The organism is Bradyrhizobium sp. sGM-13 (genome assembly GCF_018398875.1).
GTDB lineage: Bacteria > Pseudomonadota > Alphaproteobacteria > Rhizobiales > Xanthobacteraceae > Bradyrhizobium.
In genome coordinates, this window is record NZ_JAGWDK010000056.1 from 1 (window position 1) to 22,178 (window position 22,178).

The window sequence follows — 22,178 nt, forward strand, 5'->3', positions numbered from 1 at the left end:
GATAGTCGTCGAGATGATGAGCGCGGTGGTGGGTAGTCTGTCGAGTAGTCTTTCGACCGGGTCAATCACGACCGGCTGATGGCCGCGGTGGCGGCGCGCGTCACGGACCGGCGGTTGCTCCGGCTCATCCGGAATTACCTGACGGCCGGTGTGCTCGACAACGGGTTGTTTGAGGACAGCCGGGAGGGGACCCCGCAAGGCGGTCCGCTCTCTCCGTTGCTCTCGAATCTTGTGCTGGATGAATTGGATTGCGAGCTTAAGCGTCGCGGCCACCGGTTCGTGCGTTACGCGGATGACTGTAACATCTACGTGCGCAGCGAAAAGGCCGGCCGGCGGATCATGGAGAGCCTGACCCGCTTCATCGAACGGCGCCTCAAGCTTCAGATCAACGCGGAGAAGAGTGCCGTTGCCCGACCGTCGCACCGGACGTTCCTCGGATTTACGGTGAGGAACGAACCGGAGTTCCGGCGATGCATCGCCGACAAGGCCATCATCCGGTTCAAGCACCGGGTGCGTGAGCTAACGCGGCGACATCGGGGCATCACCCTGGAGCGGATGATCCGCGAGATGGTCTCATACTTGCGGGGATGGGCTGGCTACTTCGGCTTCAGCCAGTGGCGTGAGTTGCAATCCCTCGATAGCTGGATTCGGCGGCGCATTCGTTGCGTTGTTTGGGTCCAGTGGAAGACGCGTGGCAGGCGATATCATGAACTCCGGCGCCTCGGAGTACCCGGGCCAGCGGCCAGCGAGGCCGTCTTCAGCCCAAAGGGACCGTGGCGAATGAGCTTCACGAACGCAATGCACCGCGCCTTCACCAACGCGCGCTTCAAACGTCTGGGTTTGCTTCCCATGGAAAAGCTGGTGGACGCTTAATCCGCCGAACCGCCGTGGTACGGACCCGTATGCCCGGTGGTGTGGGAGGGGCGGCGTCGCGAGATGCCCCCCTATCCCGATTTACAGAGCTTGCTGATCGGCCAAACTCGGGCCGCCGGATAAGACGGCTGATCGACACTTTGGTCATCGCGCTGATCCCGGAAAACGCGAGCCGAACTGAATGGCGAACTGGCCCATGGCGGCAGTCCACTCGACGCCTCGCCGCCACCTCAATCCGGCGTTCTTGATGGCGAGATAAAGCAGCTTCAACGCCGCGTCGTCGTTTGGAAAGCTGCCGCGGGTCTTGATGATCTTGCGCAAGCTACGGTGCAGCGCCTCGACCCGCGTTGGTGGTGTAGATCATCTTGCGGACGCCAGGAGCAAACGCGAAGAACGGCACGACCTGTTCCCAGCGCGGCGCCAGGCCTGGCCGATCGCCGGATAGCGCTTGCCCCATTCGTCCTCGAACTCCTCGAGCCGGACCAGCGCCATGTCGGCATTCTCGGCCCGCCGCTTCAACAAATCGATCGAGCCGGTCAAAGATACTAACGGGCTCACCATCCTAGATAAGGACGAACACATGCGCCCGAACACGACATGCAGTCGCTGGCGCAGCTCAGGCCTCCCTTTGTGGAACTCGCGCAAATGGGCGGCCTTGATGCGGTCGCCATTCAGTCGCACCCCGAAATCGAGCGCATCAACTATGTGCATCACGCCGGCAACTCGTCGGGAATTCTCGACGGCGCTGCCGCAGTGCTGCTCGGCAGCAAGAATGTCGGTGCGAAATAAGGTTCAAGGCCCGTGCAAAAGTAAGGGCTTTCACCAATATCGGTTTCGATTATGCTGACCGGCCCTGTCGATATCACTAACAAGCTGTTCGAACGCTGCGGCATGAAGAAGTCGGACAGTGATCTCTTTGAGCTCAACGAGGCGTTCGCTTCCGTCGTGCGCGCTATATTCAAGCGCTCGAGATCGAAACCGAAAAGATCAAGGTCAATGGCGGCGCGATTGCACTTGGCCATCCGCTCGGCGCAACCGGCGCGATGAACCGGGGCACGGTGCTTGACGAACTCGACCGCGGCAGCAAGGCTACCGCACTGGTGACGCTCTGTTCTTGGGAGCGGCATGGGTACGGCCACAGTTATCGAACCGGTGTGAGAGGCAGGATGGCTAGTCGACAAGGTTCCCCGAGCGTGAACGAGCAAACACGGAAGGCGGAACCGTATGTATGACAAACGTGGCGCCTGCCAATTCAATGAGATAGCCAATCGCCGCATGGTTCATGGCAGTAGGCGTCGAGGGAGCAACATATGGTGTTCAATAATTTTGCAGTCGAAACTGATATGATGGCGTGGCGCTGGTGACTTAGGACACTATCGGCCGTTCGGTAAACGTGCTGGACGAGACCTCGAGTAATGAGCTCGAAGAGATCGTCAAGCAAACGACCGCTGATTCCACCTTGAAGGGCGTCGTGATTACCTCCGGCAAGGAGGCGTTCTGCGCCGGGGCCGACCTCTCGATGCTCGAAGGCATGTACAAGGACTACGCCCGCGTGCTCAAGGAGGAGGGCGAGATTGCCGCGAACCAAATGCTGCTTGACCAGAGCCGCCGCTTGTCGCTCGCCTTCTGGTCGATCGAGACATCAGGTTGCTATTTCTCGAATCTCCTGCATTCGAAGGACACGCAGGGGATGATCCGCACCCAGTTGATCTTGATGCAGAGAAGTGTCGCCGTCGTCCGCAGAAGTGCCGCCTAAGAAGGTGAAGAAGCTTGCCGTGATTGGCGCTGGCTTCATGGGCGCCAGCCTTTGGTACGTCTCGGCGCGCGCCGGCATCGAGGTGATCCTAATCAACCGGCATCAGGAGAGCGCGGACAAAGCCAAAGCGCACGCCAAATGCGTGTTCGACGATCTGATTCGGAAGGGCCGCGCCGACGAAAACGATCGCGACAAGACGCTCTCGCGGATCATTCCTACCACCGACTACGCGGCAATCAAGGATTGCGACCTCGTGACAGAATCGGTGTTCGAGGACCGTAAGGCCAAGGCCGATGCTTATGCCAAGGCGCAGCCGCTCCTCAAGGACGGCGCGATCGTCGCCTCCAACACCTCATTGCTGCCGACAGTTCCCTAGCCGAGTCATTCGCGCACCAGAGCTATATTCGTCGGCATTCATTTCTTCTCGCCGGTCGAGAAGATGAGGCTGGTTGAAATCATCCTTGGGAAGAACACCGGCAAGCTCGCGCTTGCTACTGCGCTCGATTATGTCAGGCAGATCGGTAAGGTCCCGATTATCGTCAAGGATTCCCGCGGCTTCTTTGCCAATCGCTGCGTACGGCCTTATGTCTCTGAAGGTGTCGAAATGTTTTTGGAGGGCGTGCCGCCGACAATGGTTGAGAATTGCGCCAAGATGGCGGGCATGCCGGTCGGGCCGCTCTCATTGGCTGATGAAGTCGCGCTCATCTCCGATTGAAGGTTGTGATGGCGACCGAAGCCGATCTCGGTCAGAACGCGATCGACTCGGCGCAGAAGAAACTGATGGTCGAGCTCGTCGAGAACCAGGTGCGTTTTCGGCGCAAGAATCGCAAAGGCTCCTATGCTTACCCGGAAAAGGGCAGGGGCCAAAAGAGTCTTTGGCGGGGTCTTGCCAACCTACAGCCGAAGCATCTTGACCCCGATCCGCTTGGATGTCGAGGAACTAAAACAGCGGTTCCTGGTAGTGCAAGCGGTGGAAGCCGCGCGCACGATGAACGAACGCATCGTCACCGATCCGCGCGACGCCGATGTGGGCTCGATCCTTGGCTTCGGGTTTCCGCCGTTTGCCGGTGGCGTGCTGTCCTATATCGATTTCATGGGTACAACTAAGTTCGTGAAGCTTTGCCACAAGTTCGAAGCAAAATACGGCCCTCGCTTTACCCCGCCGAAGCGTTTGGAAGAAATGTCGGAAAAAGATGAGACCTTCTAATCCTACTGCGTCATAATTTTCACCGACTTCGACGTGAGATTGGTCTGATGCAACAAGGGCATCGAGATAGTGTGGACACGAGAGCCGCGTTCAATCTTCTCCGAACGGTGGCAATCGAATTTGGGACGTGTCGTTCAGGCCGCAATGGCGGATCCCCTCGGTCGATTAGTTTCGGGAATTGCAGCTTCCTTGAACAGCTTGGTGGAGGCTGTTTCTGAGGGGGAATCGTTTCTCGCTCGGAGACCAGAAATCCGTAGGCGGCAATGCACAGTGTTGCGTGATGGTGGAAGCCACGCCAGCTTCGCCCCTCGAAATGGCCAAGGCCAACTTCCTGTTTGAGTTCGTGGTAGTCGCGCTCAATGCGCCAGCGCAGCTTGACGATATCGACGAACTGACGGAAGCCAATGTTCGCCGGAAGCGTTGACAAACAATATTTGGTCGGCGCCTCCTCGCCTGCCGGCCATTCGATCAGCAGCCATTCCTCCGGCCGGCTTTCGGCGCGCCAGTAATCTCGATGTGCCGGACGGACGCGCACACGGGCAAAGCGCGAGGACAACCGTTCTGCCGTACCCTCACGCCACGTGATCTTGTGCCAAGCATGTGATGGCAGGCCGATCGCAAGCTTCTTGGCCGAAATCGGTCGGTGCTTGCTGTCACGCCGCAGCAACTTTGGAGGTCGCCCGTTCCCCGACCACTTCTTCGGCGGCCGCGGCCCAGTTCCAGGCGTCCATACCGATGTTTGTGGCAGGATGCCAGCCACATAGCTCAGGCCAAGTGCGGTGATATCTCCACGCAGAGCGGTGTCGGTGCCATAGCCGGCGTCCATCAGTACCACGCCGCGCGGCAAGCCCGCCGCACAGGCCCAGCGCAAATGATCGAGTGCAATTGCCGGCTTGGTCTTGAAGGTAATCTCCTTGGGTACACCGGCTTTGCGCCGACGTGTACGGTCCGTCACCCACTCCTTTGGCAGATACAGACTGTCAATCGGCGTTCAAATTTGACGGGGGCCATATGCGATAGCCCTGCTCCGGCGCGGGCCGCCTTGTTGGATTAGTCCAATTGGTGCGTAACAGTCCTTATGGGCAGCCATAAGGGCAGTACTCAGCTTGAACGGCTTGAGGTGGTCGAGACTGGTCGCCGGCGTCGCTGGTCGGACGACGAGAAGCTGCGGATCGTGACCGAGAGCTTGCAAGCGCCGCGCGCTATATCGTCGACAGCAAGACGCCACGGCATATCACGTTCGTTATCGCCTCGCAGTCCCGACAACTGAACTTCTCCCGCACTCTGTTGATCACCTTGAACCGGCGTGGGATCTCCTCCAGCGTCGAGGTCACGCTTTCGCCGAGCTTCGACAGCCGAGCCGATCCGCAGCAGGGACATTGCGTAGGTGCCGGCAGGACCACGCGCTCTCGCTCGATGTCGTCGGGAAAGGGCTGGCGCACCGGCCGCTTACGCTCAAACGAACGCACCGTCTGCGTCTTCCCGGCCGCCTTCTCGGCAGCGAGTTCATCTTCAGTCGCGGCCGCCTCAAGCTTCTCAAGCTCAAGCTCCAGCTGATCGAGTAGCCGCGCCGACCGCTGCGAGCGCGCGCCATAAACCGTCCGTCGCAGCTTCTCGATTTCGAGTTTGAGATGGGCGATCAGCGCTTCGGTGCTCGATTGCTTCGCCTGGGCATTGGCCGCTTCAGCAAGCCTGGCTTCCGCCACAAGCCTGGCCGCGCGCTCGGCCAGGATCATTGCATGCGCGGCGGCAAGATTGTGCTCGAGCCAGGCCAGGCGGTGGGCGGGTCAAAGACTTTGAGTTCCTGCGGCGCTGCGACCAATCGACGCCAAAGTCGCGGGCCCGCAAGCTGTCCTTTCCAGCACTGGGGGGACCCATCCGCTCCGCTACCGGCTACGATTAGCATCAGCGGTGCGTTCACCCGTCGGGCTATACGCAAGAGCGTCGCCGAATCAAGATCACTCATTTCGGCAATCCCGTCCGGATGCGAATGTCAATCACCGAGATAGTCGAGGTCGCCGCAACTTGCGTCGAAAGCGCGGTTGATTTCACTCACCTGCCAAGCGTGATCCGGAATGAAAGAATGCCGCCCGTGAAGGGCGCGCGGGCCGGGGCCCCGCCAATCGATGACGATATGGTATTCGCCGGACCGCCAGCCAATAAGGATGCCGCCATTCTCGAGTGGTGACAGCTCTCGTGCCGCCTTCACATTAGCCGTAGCACATGTGAGGAGAGCCAGACGATCGCCGGGCGGCTCCGCAGCACTTGGGATGAGGCGGGCATTGAAATGCCTCCCACTGGGGCAGCATCCGTGCGTCTCGATCACCCTTGAGCGCCAGTATAGCCACGTCCCAATCGCCAGGATCGTAATTCCCCTCCGAGAGGAGCCCCACGGCCGTGCGCACCATTTCCAGAGAGATCTCCTGCAGATCGAAGCCACCGCCCGTAAACGTAGGAGCGTTGCAGCCGACTGGGATGACGACGCCGACATCATCGACGCGTGGTTCTGGTATGTGCTGCTTGTCCTTCCAATGCTCGTTGAGGCACACGAAGCAACTTGCGGAAGTTGGAAGGAATCGCGCGACCACGCCGCCTGCGACGCCGAGCGTCGCATAGCCCATCACGTACGACACCCGGAATTGTCGGGGATAGCGCAAGCTGCAACTCTGGTGAGGCCGTGGCGTCGATCACGACATCGGCGGAACGCAGCTCATCGAAGACTGGGGTAAGGACGTTTCGCAGGTGGCGCGGAATGCCGACCGGTTCGGTAACGGCCGTGCCGAGGCCCCTCTACGGTTCTCGCCTTCGTCCACGAATAGTTTGACGCGATGAAGTTCGCAAGAGCGATTGCCTTGCTGCTTCCCCAAACGATTCGGCCCAAAGGCCACCGCAAGCTTTTGCCGGGCTGAACCGTGTCGAAATCAAGAAGCGCAATCTCGCCCACGCCGGCGCGAGCCATTTCGAGGCTCGCGAAGCTTCCGATCGCCCCGCAGCCGACGACAAGAGCCTTTTCGTGAGAAGAGATAGTGCGACGGGCAACCGGGAAAATGTGTCATCCTTGCCGGCGCGTTCTCCGCGTATGAGCCTTGTTTCGTCTGCACCGGGTTTTTCGTTCGCGAGGCCACGCCTTGTCGCCAGGAACAGCCACCCCGCGCCATTCTTCTGCGAACGGTATTCGGATTCCTCCGGGAACACGATGCCGGTGACGGAAAAGGGGTGACGCGCAGCGTCATTGACCTTCTGCACGCTGGTTGGCTGCAGCACCGCCTGTCGGGCAAGCTCTTCTTCGGCAAAGCGAAGCAGTTCTCCGGCGTCGGCGTTTGCGGGGGGGCGTAAACTTCACCCACCGCGCGGTAATCACCTGAGCACCTTCGGGCTCGGCCGGAAACCCGAACCGCTTGCCGATCGCCGTGCCGGTGCTGGTTTTCAGCTGCCGCAGGACTCCTTCGAAAGCAGCGCCGTTTCTCTTAGTGGGTCGACTGGCGCAGGCCACCTCCATTAAACCATGCTGGCCTGAGGGTGGCCCCGCCCGACCGTCAAAAAGGATGACGGAGTCCTCTTCCGAGGCTCCCGCGAAGTAGGGCATCAACGGGTCGGCGACCTGCTCCTCGAGCTCGGCCGCATCCTCCCAGCGCCCGTCTTTTCTGGCCGCGAGGGTGCGCAGGAGATGATCCAGTCGCTCCTGGACGAAGTCGGCGACCAGCTGGTTGGAGTCCCATTGCCCCGATTCCTGCGTCAGCAGGCACAGCTCGCGACTGAGGGGGTTTTGATGCCGCTCGAAGCTCTCGTTTGGCGCAGCCACCGCGGGGCGGAAAAAAGGGTGCAGCGGAGAATACCCGATGCGCAACAGCATCGGTGCGGACTGCCCATCCACCGGCCAGTCCGCTTCCAGGATCAGGACCCCGTTTCCCTTGTGAATAGTTCGCGGCGTAATGCCCAGCCGTGCGAAAGCCGCCAGCTCGGCATTGAAGATCTCCGGCCAGATCGTCCACCACCCCTGGTTGGCAGCGGCATGATTGTGCTTAGCCAAACTTAGCCCACAGGACGATGTCCAGGCGGCTTGCTGGGGCGCGGCGGACCCTTGCCCGGCGTCTCGCTCGGAGGTCCGGGCGGCACGTCAGGATGCTCCGGATGTGGTGGCTTTGGCGGCTTAGCCATGCCTCATTCCTTTCGTTGCTTCGCTTAACTGATCAACTCTGAGTGCACCGTATCGTTCGCAAATCCGGCGGCATCGTTGGTCTCCTTAGCGCTAACTAAAAATAGAGACAATGTCGCCGGAGGAAGAAGATCAAAATCGTTGGTACGCTTCGGACAAAAGTGAAGCGTCACGAATACAGCGACGGAATAAAGACGCGTTCTGCACGTTGCGTACAGACATATTCCTTTCGCTTCAGGCTCGGCCGATATCGAATCGGGGGCTAACATTTCGCGCGTCTTGATCAGGTAAGGGGCCACCACGTGGCACTCAACGACCCGCAGAGCCGTGCGAACAAATCCATCGCCAAATCAGAACCGTCCATCAGATTAATTGATGTCTCTCACCAGCCTATTACTTCCCAACGATACTCGGGCGGAACATATTGGGGCGGCACAAACGACTTCCGCCTAAGATAGGGTCATGGCATTTCCAACTAAGTGCGATGGCGGACGGGCAGGGTCTTCCTGCGCTCCTCCAGCTCGGCTGCGCGGCGTCGCGTATCTGTCGGGAGCTCGCGCGACCTATGAGGCCCGGACGGCTTCTTCGCCAAGGGCGAGGGTGAGGTCATTAGGAAGCACGTCGATTATGTTCAAATGGTAGAGCCGGAATGAGCCCGGTCGAAAGCATCTTCCAGGAATTTATTGATGCCATCCAAACCGCAACTACGGCGGATGAATTCGAGCGTGTCGCAACGCGGCTAACACAGAGGCTTGGCTTCCAGCGATTTGCCTATCTGCGCCTGACCGCCGAGACGCCGATGTTGATCTCGTCCTATCCCAAATCCTGGACCAGCCGGTACTTCCAACTTGGATATCAGCAGCTCGATCCTGTGGTGCGCCGCGCGCGTGCCGAGCACGCGCTGTTCAGCTGGGGAGGCGAGGCATCAGCCCTGGCCGGAAACCGCGAGCAGCGCCGGTTCTTTGATGAAGCGACGACCTTCGGGATTAGATCAGGCATCACTGTGCCAATCAGGAGTGGATTTGGGCGGATGGCCGCATTTACGCTGGCGACGGGCGACCGCGACGTTCACCCGGAGCGGCTCGTGGCCGACTGGAAGGATCTCGTACAACTCGTCGGGTTGTATTTTCATAGTCATGTCGGCGCCAAAATTGTCATACCCTCTACCGGTAAACTCGCGGCAAGTGAACTCACTCAGCGCGAGCGCCAATGCCTTGCATGGACCGCGCAGGGAAAAGCTGTCGTCGATATCGCGGTGCTGGTCCAGATTGCGCCGCGCACTGTCGTATTTCATCTCGAGAACGCGCGCCGCAAGCTCGGTGCAGCATCTATTGCCCAATGCGTCGCCGAGGCCATGCGACGCGGTTTGTTGTCCTAATCATCCACACCCTCCGATTTCGCGCGCGAGATGCATAAGAGACCTGACGCTCGTCGCGCCAACCTGATCTACAGCTCTGTGCCATCGGTCGATCTGGGTGTTGAGTATCTACATGAATTGCGCACGCTCGTGGTTCCTGACGCGAACGGAGTTGTCGGTGGAACAGCTAACCGTATTCACGGCATGGTCCCTGTTCGCTTCTAGCCACCATGATGTTTGAACATCACCCATGAACGCTCTCTTACGAGAGAGCGTCATTAATAGGAATAAGCAAGGGAATGGTCGGGCCTCGACAAGGCTTGAAGAACCAAAATGGTTCCTTGTCATTGAAACGGGTATCGAACGAAAACTTCTCTTCGTTACAGCCAGCTAGGATTTAACAAACCTCTTGATGCGGCTACCGCAATACACCGTGTGAGTAGCGGTGTTCCTTCGGCGCAAAATCTCAAGACCTCTCTTTCAAAACTGGCCGTGCAATGTGGTTTTAGAGGTGCCGCGATAGTCTCATGCGCATTAAGCGGCTTCCGGAAGGGCGGCCTTTTTACAAAGGCGGACTAGCCACCGGCAAAAGGCACGAGCCATTTCGGGATTGTCACTGCGGTCGACCGCATAGGCCCGATATTGCATGCCGCTGGGACTACGTGACCCTGGTATCACCTGTAGAACGCCCCCGCGCACCAGATCGCCGACAATAATTTCGGGCGCTACCAGAAGGCATTTTCCCGTCATGACCGCCGGCAGAGCAAGGTAATTGTGATCATATCGCGCTCCCGACCTTATATCTTTTGAGGTCAGGTTCATCGCCCGCAACCATGTGGGCAGTATGTCGGGCCGGGATGTGATGTTCAGAACTGGCATTGAACGAACGACTGAGAGGCTTTTGCTATGCACGTGATTTGGAGAGCCCACACAGACGAGTTGCTCGTTGTAGATCTCCCAATCGTCAGCCGGTTCGATGACGGAAAGATCGCGGGTAATCAGGATGTCGAAATCGTCGGAAGATGTTGGTGGAGACAGTGAACTAATCACATCCACAATTACGCCACCCATTTCAGCGGAAAATGCCTGGAGATTCGGAATCAGAAAGGAGTAAGCGAAGGTCGAGAGCGACGTGCGGACAACAATCCGATTAGCGTCCGGACGGTTCCGCCGGCACATTCTTTTAGCGGTGAAACACACCGTATCTAGCGGTTCGGCGACCGTGTTCGCAAAAAGCCTTCCGAATTCCGTCAATTCGCTCCGCCTACCGCGTCGTTCCATGAGGTCTGTGCCCAGATAGTCTTGCAGCACGGCCAGATAGCGGCTGACCGAGCTCTGTGTCATTCCCAATGCGCTAGCCGCGCGCGTTACGCTTCCTTCTCGCGCGATCGTCACGAACACCCGGATCGCGTTGAGTGGCACTTCATTGTCTTCGATGGCCATCTTCTATTCCGGCAACTTCTGGAATGTCCGCCAGTTTTCACGGCAGGCCATCGCCAAAATGAATGTTCCATCACATTATTCCATGTTGATGGCCGGATTACTGCTTATCAAGGGTATATCGCGCGCAAAAACAACGTCCGGCCGAAGCCGGTACGGTCGGCGCGATCGCCTTTATAGTTGAGTTGATCTCGGTCGCGTTCTCCTTAGGCGTATGTTAAGCGAGCCGTGGCAGTGGTTGCCACGATCGCTCTTCTCGCAGTCGGACACCACGCGACTTTCCGGAGGAGAAAAACCCGTTAACTCGAGTGTTCCGATCGACAGCGCGCCAAGCATAGCGCCTGAGCGGAGCTCAGACCCTGCCTATCGTGTTGAAATCTCGACAATCACGGCGGGGACGGAATGGTGCGTTCAGCAAAGGAAGCGAGCTTCAGCTGCCTTAACCTCGTCCATCTTCTGAAGTCTGAAAATCTCCTCCACCGGAAGAATGTCCTTGTGGACGTTCTGGACGCCACCGTCTGCGATGATCCGGCGGAAGGTCTCTTGGATAGCACTTGCAGCAGCGCGGATGCCGTAGTTGCCGTAGATCATCATGCGGATGTTGCTAAGCGCCTTGACCCGTTCGGCGTCGAGATCCGGGTACGCGTTCGGCACGATCACCAGCGGCACCGATCCGGTCCAGGCGCGCGAAAAGCTTTTAATCTCGAAAGGATCCTTCTTTTTCGAATGGATCAGGATCATGTCGGCGCCAGCCTCCACATAGGCTTGCGCCCGACGCAGGGCTTCCGCTTCGCCGAGGCCTGCGATCAGGGCCTCGGTGCGAGCGATGACGAGAAAATCTGGGTCCCGTTTTGTCGCACTGGCGGCTTCGATCTTGCCCTGAAACTCCTCAATGCGCAGCAGCTCCTGGCGTCCGCCCGCAACAAGGCTCGTTACCTTAGGAAAGGTCTTATCCTCGATGACGACGGCGCTCGCGCCGGCTCGCTCGTATTCTCTGACGGCATGGATCACATTGATCGCATTGCCGTAGCCCGTATCGATATCGGCAACGATCGGCAGCGTCGTGCGTCCGGCGATCGCCCGCAGCATGTCGAGATGCTGTGTCATCGAGATCAGGCTCATGTCCGCAAGTCCGTAAAGCGCCGACAGCTCAAATCCTGAGGCCCACAGGCCATCGAATCCGGCTTCTTCTGCGAGGATCGCCGAAAGAGGGCTATGGGCGGCCATGATGTGGACGAGGCCGGTCTCGGCCATGCGGGCGCGGAGGCGTTTGGCAGCGGACATCGGAGACCTTTCAGGACAGGGCGGCGCAGGCCGCTATGATGCGGTCGCAGGCGCGGGTGAGGTCCTCAAGCGACGAGGCATAGGAAATGCGGATATAGGGAGAGGCCATGAAGCCGCTGCCGGGCACGACAGCCACGGCGAAAGCCTCGAGCAGATGCATCGCAAAATCGGTGTCGGTTTCAATAACCTTGCCGTCCGACGTGCGCTTGCCGATGACTCCGGCGCAGGAGGGAAAGGCGTAGAAGGCACCGTCCGGTACGCGGCACGAAAGCCCCTCGGCCTGGTTCAGCTTGGCGACGACGAGATCGCGCCGCTGCAGAAAAGCGCTCGCGAATTCTTTGATATGGTTCCGGCCGCCGGACAGCGCCTCGATGGCGGCATATTGCGAAATCGAGCTGGTGTGCGAGGAGGTCTGGCCCTGGATGAGGTTCATCGCCTTGATCAGCGGCAGAGGCCCCGCACCATAACCGACGCGCCAGCCGGTCATTGCGTCGGCTTTGGACACGCCGTTCACCGTCAGGGTGCGCTCGTAGAGGTCTGGCGCGACCGCGGCCATGGTAGCGAAGTCGGCGTTATAGGTGAGCTTTTCATAGATGTCGTCGGATAGCACATGGACATGGGCATGGCGGCGTAGCACCGCTGCTAGCGTCAGCAACTCGCCTCGGCTATAGACCGCGCCGGTCGGATTGCACGGCGAGTTCACCATCAGCCACTTGGTGCGCGGCGTGATCGCCGCCTCCAGCGCCTCGGGGCGCAGCTTGAAACCATGGATTTCATCGCAGGCGACTAGAACCGGCTTGCCGCCGGCGAGCGCTACCATATCGGGATAGGAGACCCAGCACGGCGTCGGGATCACCACCTCGTCGCCTGGGTCGAGACTGGCGAAGAGCGCGTTGAAGACGACCTGCTTGGCGCCGCAGCCCACCGTGATCTGGTCGATACCGTAATCGAGCCCGTGATCGCGGCCGAAGCTCTCGCGGATCGCCTCGCGCAACGGCTTGATCCCGGCGACCGCCGTGTATTTCGTCCGCCCTTCGCGAATCGCCCGGATGCCGGCTTCGCAGACAGCGGACGGCGTGTCGAAATCCGGTTCGCCCTGACTGAGCGTGATCACATCGGCGCCGGAATCGCGAAGTTCGGCGGCACGCGCCGTCATGGCCTTGGTTTCAGAGGGGCGGACGGCATTGAGCCGTTCTGCAACGAGAGACAAGATAGAGTACCTGCGAAATTCGAAGCAAAGTTTTCGGCGACTTGTACTCGCTCTCAAACGGACTAACTAATCCGGCTATCGCTTTTTTAAATGAAATGATCGAAAGTTACGATAACTTACGTCGCATCGCCGAACACGGCCTTCTTGCAGACGTGTGTCATCAGGCGGAAGAAGGCAGAGCAAGATGAGGATTGCGGCTGCGATCGAGCGCATAGGCGGGGTACGCATGCCGCTTGAGGCCACTTGTCCGGCAGCACGGCGATCACGACCCGGGCAACAGATCGTAGACGAGAATATCGCAGGCGACCAGCAAGCATTTGCCGGTCGTCATGACCGGAAGCGAGAGGTAGTTATGGTCGTAGCGCGCCGAGCACGATTTAGCCCTTCATGTTCATGGCGCGCAGACATGTGGGAGCGCGTCCGGCCGGGAGGTAAGGGGGTTGGCAGCAGAATGGATCGTAGCGCGGCAAGCCCACGCCGGCGACGCATTGCGGCTCGCCCACGCGAGACCAGTTTTTCATCATAGATGTCTCAAGGGTTCCGAAGGATGCGACAGCACAAGCTCGTGCGCGCTCAGCACGTCGAAGCTGTCCGTCGTCGAGGGGAAGGCATAGTGAGCTGATGACGTCGATCACGGCTCTTTCATGTCGGACGAGAATGCCTGAAGGTTTGAACGAGCACGTTTAGGGAAAGGTTGTGAGAGAGGTCTGCACGACGATGCGGTTCGCTTCCGTCTTGTCGCGCCGACGCATGCGCTGCGCGGTCACGGGATCGTTTTCCGCCGCTCGGCGAGGCGCAGACTGAAGTTTCGCTGTTTCAGCCGCGCCACTCGATCAGTTTCGAGCCGAGATAGGCTTCCAGGACCGCAAGACGCGGCTGATCGAACTCTGGGTGCCGCCGAGGCTCTTCGCAGCGTTCGCGAGCGATCTCCACGAAAGTGCTCACCGCTTTGAGCGACAGCTCTTGCTCCCCGAGCACCGCACGTCATCGCATATTACAATCTTCATATCGAATTATTCGATCAACGTCATCCGGCTGTAGCAATTTGGGTTTTCAAGCTCTCATACATCAACGTACTCGACCAACGAGATAAACGATCTCATTGCCGTGCTGCGCAAAATTTTCGTGCTGATGGGGAAGTAACGGCGATGGCATCCGTATCGATTGACAGCATCAGAAAGAATTACGGCCCGACATCTGTCTTGCGTGGTGTTTCGCTGTCGATAGCCGATGGTGAGTTCCTGACGCTGTTGGGGCCATCGGGGTGTGGGAAGTCGACGCTGCTGCGTATCCTGGCAGGCCTCGAGGTGCAGGATGCAGGTTCGGTCTCGATCGGCGAGCGGGCGGTGGACGGCCTCAGGCCAAAGCGGCGGGACGTGGCGATGGTGTTCCAGTCCTACGCGCTCTATCCTCATATGACCGTCGCCTCCAACATGACGCTACCGCTCCGGATGCGCCGGCTCTCAGCCTTCCAGAGGCTTCCTCTTCTCGGCCGCCTACTGCCAGGAACGGCGCGGATCGCTGCCGAGATCGACGTGGAAGTCACCCGTACGGCCAAGTCGCTCGGCATCGGTCACCTGCTGGCCCGCAAACCGGGGCAGCTCTCCGGCGGCCAGCGCCAGCGCGTGGCGGTCGGCCGGGCGATGGTGCGCCATCCGGCTGTTTTCCTGATGGACGAGCCGCTGTCCAACCTCGACGCCAAGCTGCGTGTGCAGATGCGCGCCGAGATCAAGGAGCTGCACCAGCGGCTTGGGGTCACCTTCGTCTATGTCACCCATGACCAGGCCGAGGCCATGACGCTGTCGGACTGCGTGGCGGTGATGCTCGACGGCGAGTTGTTGCAGGTTGCTCCGCCGCAGGACATCTATGCCGATCCCGACGACCGGCGCGTCGCCGAATTCATCGGTTCGCCCAAGATCAATATGCTCGATGGAGTGGTGCGCGAACGCGACCTGATTGATGTGGCCGGATCGACGCTTACGATCGAGGCCGATGCACTCGCCGGCGCGCATCTCACCCTCGGCATTCGCCCGGAGGCTTTTCATCTCGTCGACCATGGCGGGCAGGGCGCACTCACCGGTTCCGTGCGCATGATCGAGCATATGGGCTCCGATCTCTTCGTCCATCTCGATCTGGCCGGTGTCGATCATCCGTTGATCGCAAGGCTGCTGGCCGAACGGGCGCCTCATATTGCCCCCGGCCAGACCTTGCATGTCGGCGTCCGGCCGGACCGCGTGCTTCTCTTTGCCCGTAACGGGCGGCGTTTGCGCCGGGAGGTGGAAACCGGCCGGGCATCGGTCAGGCCGATCCGGGAGATCGCCCGATGAGCGAGCCTCGTGCTCTTTGCGGCAGCTCCGACCAGCCGTCCGCGACGGGCGGCGTTCGAACGTTCCGATCTCCTGTTTCACCGGCCCGCAGGCGTGCCTTTACGGAGACGCTGGCGGCCTGGGCGCTGGCCGGGCCGGCAGTCTTCTTTCTGTTCGTCCTGTTCTTCATGCCGGTGATCGGCGTCTTCGTCATCGCGCTCACTGACTGGCAGTTCGGGGCGCGTTCCCTTTCCTTCGTCGGCCTCGCCAACTTCCGCGAGGTCTTCGCTGACGTGGGCTTCAGGGCCTCGGTCGTCAACACCGTCGTCTACGTTCTGATCGTCGTGCCCGGCACGGTCGTCTTCGGTCTTCTGATCGCGCTCCTAATCGAAAGCGGCAAGTCCTGCCGCTCCTTCTACCGCGCCATTCACTTCCTGCCCTTCATGGCGACGCTCACGGCCATGGCAATCGCCTGGGAGGCGCTGCTGCATCCCACGATCGGCCTCGTCAACCAGACGCTCGCCGCGATAGGCCTGCCGACCGCCAACTGGCTGCGCGACGAGAATACGGCCCTGCCGGTGCTGGCCGTCATCGGAATTTGGCAGAACCTCGGCTATGCCATGGTGCTGTTCCTGGCCGGACTGAAGAGCATCCCGCAAGACCTCTACGATGCTGCCGATGTCGATGGTGCGGATCTTTGGCTTGACCGGCTGCGCACCGTCACCCTGCCCATGCTCGGGCCAGTCTCGATGTTCGTCGTCATCGTCGTGGCGCTGAGGGCGTTCGAGTGTTTCGACACCGTGAAAGTGCTTACCCAAGGCGGGCCGGGCCACGCCACCGATGTTCTGCTCTACACGCTCTACCGGGAGAGCTTCGAATATCTGCGCACCGGATATGGCGCCGCCGTTGCCGTCGTCTTTCTCGTCATCGTCGTGACGCTCACTCTCGTCCAGACCCGCGTCATGGACAGGAAGGTGCATTACCAATGAGCCTCACCACCTCCGCCAACCGCCTGTCGCCGCCTGCCGCCATCCTTCGACATGCCGTGCTGCTTGTCGCCGGAGCGCTCATTCTCGTCCCCTTCGTGTGGATGGTCTCGCTGTCGATCAAGCCGCCCGGCGAGATCTTCCGCGCGTCCTTCTCCTTCTGGCCCGCGCAATTCTATGGCGTCGAGAATTATACCAAGGCGCTGACTCAAGCGCCGTTGCCGCGCTACATGGGCAATGGCCTGATCGTCTGCGCTCTGATCCTGGCGCTCCAGGTTCTCGTCTGCGCCCCCTGCGCCTATGCGCTCGCCAAACTGCGGTTTCCCGGACGCGACCTGCTCTTCGGCATGGTGCTCATCGGCCTGCTGCTGCCGCACCAGGTGCTCTCGCTGCCGCTCTTCATCCTCGGCTACCAACTCGGCATCCTCAACACCTATGCAGCGCTCGTCTTCCCCTATGTCGTCTCACCCTTCGGCATCTTCCTGTTCCGGCAGTTCTTCAAGACCGTTCCTGATGACTTGGTCCACGCCGCGCGGCTCGACGGTCTCTCCGAAATCGCGATCGTCTGGAAGATCATGGTCCCGATGGCGCTGCCGGCCGTAATCGCGTTCTCGATCTTCTCGGTCGTCTCGCACTGGAACGACCTGTTCTGGCCACTGATCGCAGTGCGCGACCAGTCCCTCATGCCGCCGCCGCTCGGTATCATGGCTTTCAAGAACGAGGAGGCCGGCAATGACTATGGCCCACTCATGGCCGCATCCACTCTCGTCGTGCTGCCACTCGTAATAGCCTTCCTTGCCGCACAGAAATGGTTTGTCGAAGGAATAACCGGAGGGGCTGTCAAACAATAGACTAGCGGAGACGACCGATGCTTCTTTCACGCAGGATCTTTCTCTCGACAGCGACAGCACTAGCGGCAATGCCGATCCCAAAGGCCGTTGCGCATCCCGCGACAACGATCCGGGTTTCTTATGCTCCGGCTTCTCTCAAAGGCCTTTATGAGGCGCTCGCGCGGCGTTTCATGGATGCGCGCCAAGATATCAAGGTCGTTCTTGACACGCCCGTCGCCGACTACGATGACCTCGTTCAACAAACGTTGAGGCAGAGTATAACGAAGCAAATACCCGACTTTTCTCACCAGGGATTCAATCAGATCCGACCTCTGGTAAATCGCAGAATTGCCGTGCCGCTCGATGGCTTCATCGCGGGCGATCCAGCTTGGAAGACGATCGGCGTTCCCGATGCCATGACGTGTTTGGCGTCCTACCGCGGAAAATCCTATGCCTTGCCTTTTGCAATTTCCGTTCCAGTGCTCTTCTACAACACAGATCTCGTGAAGAAGGCCGGTGGAGACCCCAACAGCTTGCCTCTCGACTGGGATGGCGTAATCGAACTTGGCAAGAAGATCGGAGCCTTGGGGGCGGGTATCGATGGTCTCTATGTGGAACACGCCAATAACGGATGGTCGTTCCAAACGCTTGTGGGCAGTTTTGGCGGCCGTATGATGAGCGAAGACGAAAGAAGGATCGAGTTCGACGGGCCGGCTGGCCTTCAAGCCCTCCAACTATTGCAACGCCTTGGGAGAGAAGGCCAGCCGGCGTTCGAAACAGACCAGGCCCGGCAGGCGTTTCGGGCTGGAACTCTCGGGATCATCTTCACCGCAAGCAGCGCGCTGAGCGGCTACCAGCAATCGGCGGCTGGCAAATTTGAGCTGAAGGTCGGGCCATTCCCGATCTCTTCGGCGAATGCCACTCTTCCCGCTGCCGGCAATGGCATTGTCATGCTGACTGATGATCCGGAGAAGCAGAAGGCAGCCTGGGAATACATCAAGTTCGCGGTAGGGCCGGTCGGTCAAAACGTCATGGTTCAGACCACTGGCTATGCACCGGTGAACATCGCAGCGATAAATGATCCCGGCGGACTTGGCAAGTTTTTCGAGGAGCACCCCGAATACCGCGTCGCTGCTCAGCGCATTCCTATGATGGCGGGTTGGTACTCGTTTCCGGGCGAGAACAACTCAAAGATCATCAAGATCATCGAAGACTACTGCTACCTTGTGGTCTCGCGGAAGCGGGAGCCCGGCACAGCGCTTTCAAGCCTCAGGAAGGACGTCGACGCTCTCTTGCCCCATTGACAAGACCTTCGCAACGGGCACCGGCCGGCGACGCAATCACTGCCGGGCTGGCGCCTCGCCGGCAGACCTCTACTGAGGAAGCAAAATTGATAACAGTTCAACAGAATCGCTCTGTCCTCGTCAACTTCGGCGGCCTGCGACCGGACCTGATGGACTCTGCTGTCCTGCCGCACTTCGATTACAGCAAAAAGGGTGCAACTCTTGCGCTTCATCGGCCGTCCTCACTCATCTCACTCAAGACCCGCAAGGCCTCTGCCTCCCACCCCTGGCAGCCTCGGCATTCCCCAAACTCAAGCGCAGGTTCATATCAATTATCTCGACTACAGCATTCATTTCTGGAGCAACAGACCTGCGACGCGACGGCTACGTCGGAATAGCCTGAAGACGATGGCTTAGAAGGCAGCAATCAGAAGGAAACGTCAAAAAAATGAATCCTGATCTAATAAGTAAACTGACTCAGTGGCGCCATCAGCTGCACATGAACCCGGAGCTGTCGACCAAGGAGTACGAGACGGCGGAGTTTATTGTCGTGAAGCTGTTTGAGCTCGGTGTGAGTCGTATCGAGAGAATCGGTGACACGGGAGTTGTTGGTACAATTTTGCGTGAGGGCTCCGAGTCGAGCGTTGCACTTCGCGCCGACACGGACGCCCTTCCGATAGATGAACAAAGCATATTCTCCCACAAATCGCGACGGCCGGGCGTCATGCATGCCTGTGGGCATGATGGCCATGTCGTTATGCTTCTCGGTGCCGCTGCTTTGCTGCTGAAGTGCCCGAACTGGACAGGCACTGTTCATCTCATTTTTCAGCCTGCGGAAGAGGGCTTCGGTGGAGCAAAAACTTTGGTCAATCACGGCCTCTTCAAGAAGTTCGCAATCAATCGAATTTTTGGTCTGCACAACTGGCCAGGTTTGGATGTTGGTGCAGTTGGGATTCACCGGGGTGCGGTGATGGCGGCCAGCTCGGCCTTGGACATTACAATTGCGGGAAAGTCCGGCCACGCTGCCATGCCCCACATGACAAGCGACCCGAACTTGGTGGTGAGTTATCTTGTCGGGGCACTGCAATCAATTGTGTCGCGAAATGTTGACCCGCTGGAGTCTGCAGTAGTTTCTGTCTGTATTGTTCAGTCCGGGACGACGCGTAACCAAATTCCGACGTCTGCAACACTCGCCGGCACTGTGAGAACCTTGTCTCGCGAGGTACTCTCTCTGGTGGAGAAACGCATAAGGCTGATGGCTAAGGGCTTCAGTGTGGCCTTCGATGTCGAAATTGACTTGGACTTTCGTCCCGGAACTGAAGTGATTAACTCATTGTTGGAAGCGGAGATTGCAAGCAAAGCCGCTGACCAAATGGGGTTGACTGTTCGACATGACCTCGCGCCGAGTATGGCTGCTGAGGACTTTGGAGAATATCTAAGGCATGTGCCTGGCGCTTACAGTTGGATTGGGTCTGGTCCCACGAAGAATGGTCACGTACTTCACAACGCAAGTTATGACTTTAATGATCAAATTATTCCGATCGGCGCGCAGTGGATGGCAAATGTCGCGATGGCATCACTGAAGCAATAAGCGAGAATGACTAGCGGCCGGCCTGCTCGGGGTCCCGTATAGCGGCCAAATCATGAACTCCCCCAGGTCGACTCTCTTGTCGTTCATGTCGCGGTGCAAAGGAAAAATATGACAATTTCGACGGCCGATGTCGGGGAAAGTAGACAGCCGGTATGCGTCCTGGCGAGGACGGCGACAACATTGCGAACACGATTAGTGACGGGATGCGCGAGCCGACAACCACTGTCGAAAACCGCCGCCGTGCTGGCTCTCTCATCTGCGCCAGTGAATGCGCCGGGTGCTGAAGTTCCAACAACACGTGTGCGGGGAGAGGTACGGTATCAGGTCTCCACAAGCCGCTTACATCTTTAGAACTTCAAGAAGGATCATTTTGCTCGGTGGAGGTACAGGTCTCCCCACGCAATTAGATGTCCAGACTGGAAAGGAACTCAGATGTTCACGATAACAGAGCTCTCTCCCTCCATCGGAGCGGATGTCAGCAATATTGATCTCAGCCAAGTTGTCGAGTCGAAAGATACCGCGGTCGTCGCTGAGCTACGGGCGGCGATTCATAAGTACTTTGTGCTTTGCTTTCGTAAACAGCACTTGACACCCGACCAATTTGTCAGCCTCGCGGCGGCCTTTGGGCAGATCAAAACCCTTAAGCGCACGACGGCGACAGTGACTACGCACGTAGATGGTCATCCTCGGATTAAAGTCGTCTCGAACGTGTCAAACGATGATGGCCGGCCCATCGGCGACGGTGGTTCCTCTGAGAATCATTGGCATACGGACGGGACTTATCTACCGCGACCGGTTGAATTGACGTTTCTGTATGGACGAGAGTCACCAAAGACCAACCCGCCAAAGACCATCTTCATGAACCTATGCGAACTCTATGATCGTCTGCCTAGCTGCCTGACGTCGCATCTAAGCAAGCTGCGTTGCATTCATTACTCACAGTTTAACTTCGCTCCTGAGTACGCGGAGCAAATCGCGGCGCTCCCTGAAGGAGCCGATCGCCGGCATATCGGGCCTAAGTTTCCGCTGGTGCGCGTGCACCCCCATACCGGCAGGCCATCGCTATATCTCCCGCGCCAACGACGATGCCTTATCGAAGGGTTGACGCTCGGGGAAAGCGAAAAGCTCTCAGACCTGTTATGGACTTATATCGAAGGCTACAGCACCACATGGGGGGACGTGATTGGTGTCGATGATCTCTTCGTTTTTGATAACAACCACACGCTTCATCGCCGTGAAGCCTTCGATTGTAGCGAAAGGCGCATTCTGTGGCATATAACGACCGAGGGTGAGCTGCCGATTCCATATACAGTTCCGGTGCAGGTCACGAGATCTCGCCGGCGCCGATAGTTGAATTGTCGTAGGGTCCAATGGTTATGAACCGCCGTTCCGGTGACCGACAGCCCGGAGCAGCGCCCGTCCGGCGACGACGGTTCAGGTCTGAGCGCCAGGAGCCTTAGCGATCGCCGCGCCGGCTGAAGGGAATAATCTTAATAGCTGTCCAGCAGACTCGCCTTATTGCCGTCAGTTTCGATGGACTGCGTACCAGACCTGACACTCTGCTCTCGCGCAGGGCACCAGCCGAAGTGCAGGCTATGACGAATGAAGAAAGCTGAAGCAACGGTATTCGAAGGCGAGGAGCGTTTGCTCTGTCCTGGCGTTGTCGGCCTGAGCTATCGCTAAATTTTGGTGACGGCCTGGCCGGTCAGGCGGCGGCGGTTATGGGCTGACGGTCAGTCGGCTTGGCGATGACCTCGATCCCGTCGTTGAATGTCACACCGAGAATGAGTTTTGGCAACTGGTTGTGGCCATCAAGACGACGCCAGCTTTTCTGCGCGGCCTCAAGCAGTTTGAAGACCATCGCGAGCGCCGTCCTGTTGGACAGGCAACCCTTCGATC

19 protein-coding genes and 5 pseudogenes are annotated in these 22,178 nt (G+C 58.9%); 14 read left to right on the forward strand and 10 right to left on the reverse strand.

Features of this window, described 5'->3' with window-relative positions; translation table 11 throughout:
* Positions 1–78 precede the first annotated feature (78 nt).
* The gene (locus KJQ96_RS35575) at positions 79–873 is read left to right on the forward strand and encodes a reverse transcriptase domain-containing protein (RefSeq protein ID WP_249734931.1); all 795 of its coding nucleotides are present in this window, start codon (positions 79–81) and stop codon (positions 871–873) included.
* Between the two features lie 144 nt (positions 874–1,017).
* Here KJQ96_RS35575 and KJQ96_RS35580 read toward each other — a convergent pair whose 3' ends face one another.
* Together KJQ96_RS35580 and KJQ96_RS41575 are read right to left on the reverse strand one after the other, a co-directional pair.
* Positions 1,018–1,194, reverse strand: coding sequence for a hypothetical protein (locus tag KJQ96_RS35580; RefSeq protein WP_213290822.1), 177 nt, complete (start codon positions 1,192–1,194; stop codon positions 1,018–1,020).
* Position 1,195: 1 nt separating this feature from the next.
* Positions 1,196–1,330, reverse strand: a complete 135-nt coding sequence (locus KJQ96_RS41575; protein WP_213290823.1) for a transposase — start codon at positions 1,328–1,330, stop codon at positions 1,196–1,198.
* Between the two features lie 18 nt (positions 1,331–1,348).
* Between KJQ96_RS41575 and KJQ96_RS35590 the strand changes: the two are divergent.
* The 5 genes and pseudogenes from KJQ96_RS35590 to KJQ96_RS42365 form a co-directional block, all read left to right on the forward strand.
* Positions 1,349–2,031 (forward strand): annotated as a pseudogene (locus tag KJQ96_RS35590) (acetyl-CoA C-acyltransferase); the annotation flags it as partial.
* Between the two features lie 235 nt (positions 2,032–2,266).
* On the forward strand, positions 2,267–2,629 hold the full coding sequence (locus tag KJQ96_RS42350) for an enoyl-CoA hydratase-related protein (RefSeq protein WP_375293244.1): 363 nt from the start codon (positions 2,267–2,269) through the stop codon (positions 2,627–2,629).
* Positions 2,630–2,666: 37 nt separating this feature from the next.
* A pseudogene (locus KJQ96_RS42355) lies at positions 2,667–3,116 on the forward strand (3-hydroxyacyl-CoA dehydrogenase family protein); the annotation flags it as partial.
* Positions 3,117–3,233: 117 nt separating this feature from the next.
* Entirely contained in the window at positions 3,234–3,344 is a 111-nt protein-coding gene (locus tag KJQ96_RS42360; RefSeq protein WP_375293246.1) for a hypothetical protein, read from the forward strand.
* 195 nt (positions 3,345–3,539) lie between these two features.
* Positions 3,540–3,836, forward strand: a complete 297-nt coding sequence (locus tag KJQ96_RS42365) for a hypothetical protein (protein ID WP_375293245.1) — start codon at positions 3,540–3,542, stop codon at positions 3,834–3,836.
* Positions 3,837–3,970: 134 nt separating this feature from the next.
* Here the strand turns inward: KJQ96_RS42365 and KJQ96_RS35600 are convergent.
* Positions 3,971–4,812: pseudogene (locus KJQ96_RS35600) on the reverse strand (IS701 family transposase); the annotation flags it as partial.
* Between the two features lie 102 nt (positions 4,813–4,914).
* On the opposite strand from KJQ96_RS35600, the gene KJQ96_RS35605 reads away from it, so the two are divergent.
* A complete protein-coding gene (locus KJQ96_RS35605) occupies positions 4,915–5,106 on the forward strand; it encodes a transposase (protein WP_309142523.1) in 192 nt (63 codons plus the stop codon).
* On the opposite strand, the pseudogene KJQ96_RS35610 reads toward KJQ96_RS35605, so the two are convergent.
* The 3 genes and pseudogenes from KJQ96_RS35610 to KJQ96_RS35620 all read right to left on the reverse strand — a co-directional run.
* Positions 5,078–5,572, reverse strand: a pseudogene (locus tag KJQ96_RS35610) (IS66 family transposase zinc-finger binding domain-containing protein); the annotation flags it as partial. The gene KJQ96_RS35605 and the pseudogene KJQ96_RS35610 sit on opposite strands and share 29 nt — an antisense overlap.
* A 974-nt stretch (positions 5,573–6,546) precedes the next feature.
* On the reverse strand, positions 6,547–6,885 hold the full coding sequence (locus KJQ96_RS42370) for a ThiF family adenylyltransferase (RefSeq protein WP_213290835.1): 339 nt from the start codon (positions 6,883–6,885) through the stop codon (positions 6,547–6,549).
* Positions 6,886–7,065: 180 nt separating this feature from the next.
* The gene (locus tag KJQ96_RS35620) at positions 7,066–7,866 is read right to left on the reverse strand and encodes a hypothetical protein (RefSeq protein WP_213290825.1); all 801 of its coding nucleotides are present in this window, start codon (positions 7,864–7,866) and stop codon (positions 7,066–7,068) included.
* A 775-nt stretch (positions 7,867–8,641) separates the two neighbouring features.
* Between KJQ96_RS35620 and KJQ96_RS35625 the strand changes: the two genes are divergently transcribed.
* Positions 8,642–9,370, forward strand: coding sequence for a LuxR family transcriptional regulator (locus tag KJQ96_RS35625; protein ID WP_213290826.1), 729 nt, complete (start codon positions 8,642–8,644; stop codon positions 9,368–9,370).
* 513 nt (positions 9,371–9,883) lie between these two features.
* Here the strand turns inward: KJQ96_RS35625 and KJQ96_RS35630 are convergent.
* The 3 genes from KJQ96_RS35630 to KJQ96_RS35640 all read right to left on the reverse strand — a co-directional run bounded on the left by KJQ96_RS35630 (position 9,884) and on the right by KJQ96_RS35640 (position 13,283).
* Positions 9,884–10,792: a LysR family transcriptional regulator gene (locus KJQ96_RS35630; RefSeq protein ID WP_213290827.1), complete on the reverse strand. Its 909-nt coding sequence runs from the start codon at positions 10,790–10,792 to the stop codon at positions 9,884–9,886.
* Positions 10,793–11,200: 408 nt separating this feature from the next.
* Positions 11,201–12,043 carry an isocitrate lyase/phosphoenolpyruvate mutase family protein gene (locus KJQ96_RS35635; RefSeq protein WP_249734933.1) on the reverse strand — a complete coding sequence of 281 codons (843 nt, stop codon included), beginning with the start codon at positions 12,041–12,043 and terminating at the stop codon, positions 11,201–11,203.
* A gap of 40 nt (positions 12,044–12,083) precedes the next feature.
* Positions 12,084–13,283: a pyridoxal phosphate-dependent aminotransferase gene (locus tag KJQ96_RS35640; RefSeq protein ID WP_249734934.1), complete on the reverse strand. Its 1,200-nt coding sequence runs from the start codon at positions 13,281–13,283 to the stop codon at positions 12,084–12,086.
* A 1,148-nt stretch (positions 13,284–14,431) separates the two neighbouring features.
* Here KJQ96_RS35640 and KJQ96_RS35645 point away from each other — a divergent pair.
* The 6 genes from KJQ96_RS35645 (at position 14,432) to KJQ96_RS35670 (ending at position 21,629) form a co-directional block, all read left to right on the forward strand.
* Positions 14,432–15,610, forward strand: a complete 1,179-nt coding sequence (locus tag KJQ96_RS35645) for an ABC transporter ATP-binding protein (RefSeq protein ID WP_213290829.1) — start codon at positions 14,432–14,434, stop codon at positions 15,608–15,610.
* Positions 15,607–16,578 (forward strand): carbohydrate ABC transporter permease, encoded by a 972-nt coding sequence (locus KJQ96_RS35650; protein ID WP_213290830.1) that lies wholly within the window; start codon positions 15,607–15,609, stop codon positions 16,576–16,578. The genes KJQ96_RS35645 and KJQ96_RS35650 overlap by 4 nt, the downstream gene beginning before the upstream one ends.
* A complete protein-coding gene (locus tag KJQ96_RS35655) occupies positions 16,575–17,426 on the forward strand; it encodes a carbohydrate ABC transporter permease (protein WP_213290831.1) in 852 nt (283 codons plus the stop codon). Before KJQ96_RS35650 ends, KJQ96_RS35655 begins: the two co-directional genes overlap by 4 nt.
* 17 nt (positions 17,427–17,443) lie before the next feature.
* Positions 17,444–18,709 carry an extracellular solute-binding protein gene (locus KJQ96_RS35660; protein WP_213290832.1) on the forward strand — a complete coding sequence of 422 codons (1,266 nt, stop codon included), beginning with the start codon at positions 17,444–17,446 and terminating at the stop codon, positions 18,707–18,709.
* A gap of 427 nt (positions 18,710–19,136) precedes the next feature.
* Positions 19,137–20,279 (forward strand): amidohydrolase, encoded by a 1,143-nt coding sequence (locus KJQ96_RS35665; RefSeq protein WP_213290833.1) that lies wholly within the window; start codon positions 19,137–19,139, stop codon positions 20,277–20,279.
* A 432-nt stretch (positions 20,280–20,711) separates the two neighbouring features.
* Positions 20,712–21,629: a TauD/TfdA family dioxygenase gene (locus tag KJQ96_RS35670; protein ID WP_213290834.1), complete on the forward strand. Its 918-nt coding sequence runs from the start codon at positions 20,712–20,714 to the stop codon at positions 21,627–21,629.
* 355 nt (positions 21,630–21,984) lie between these two features.
* Here the strand turns inward: KJQ96_RS35670 and KJQ96_RS35675 are convergent.
* A pseudogene (locus KJQ96_RS35675) lies at positions 21,985–22,178 on the reverse strand (IS256 family transposase); the annotation flags it as partial.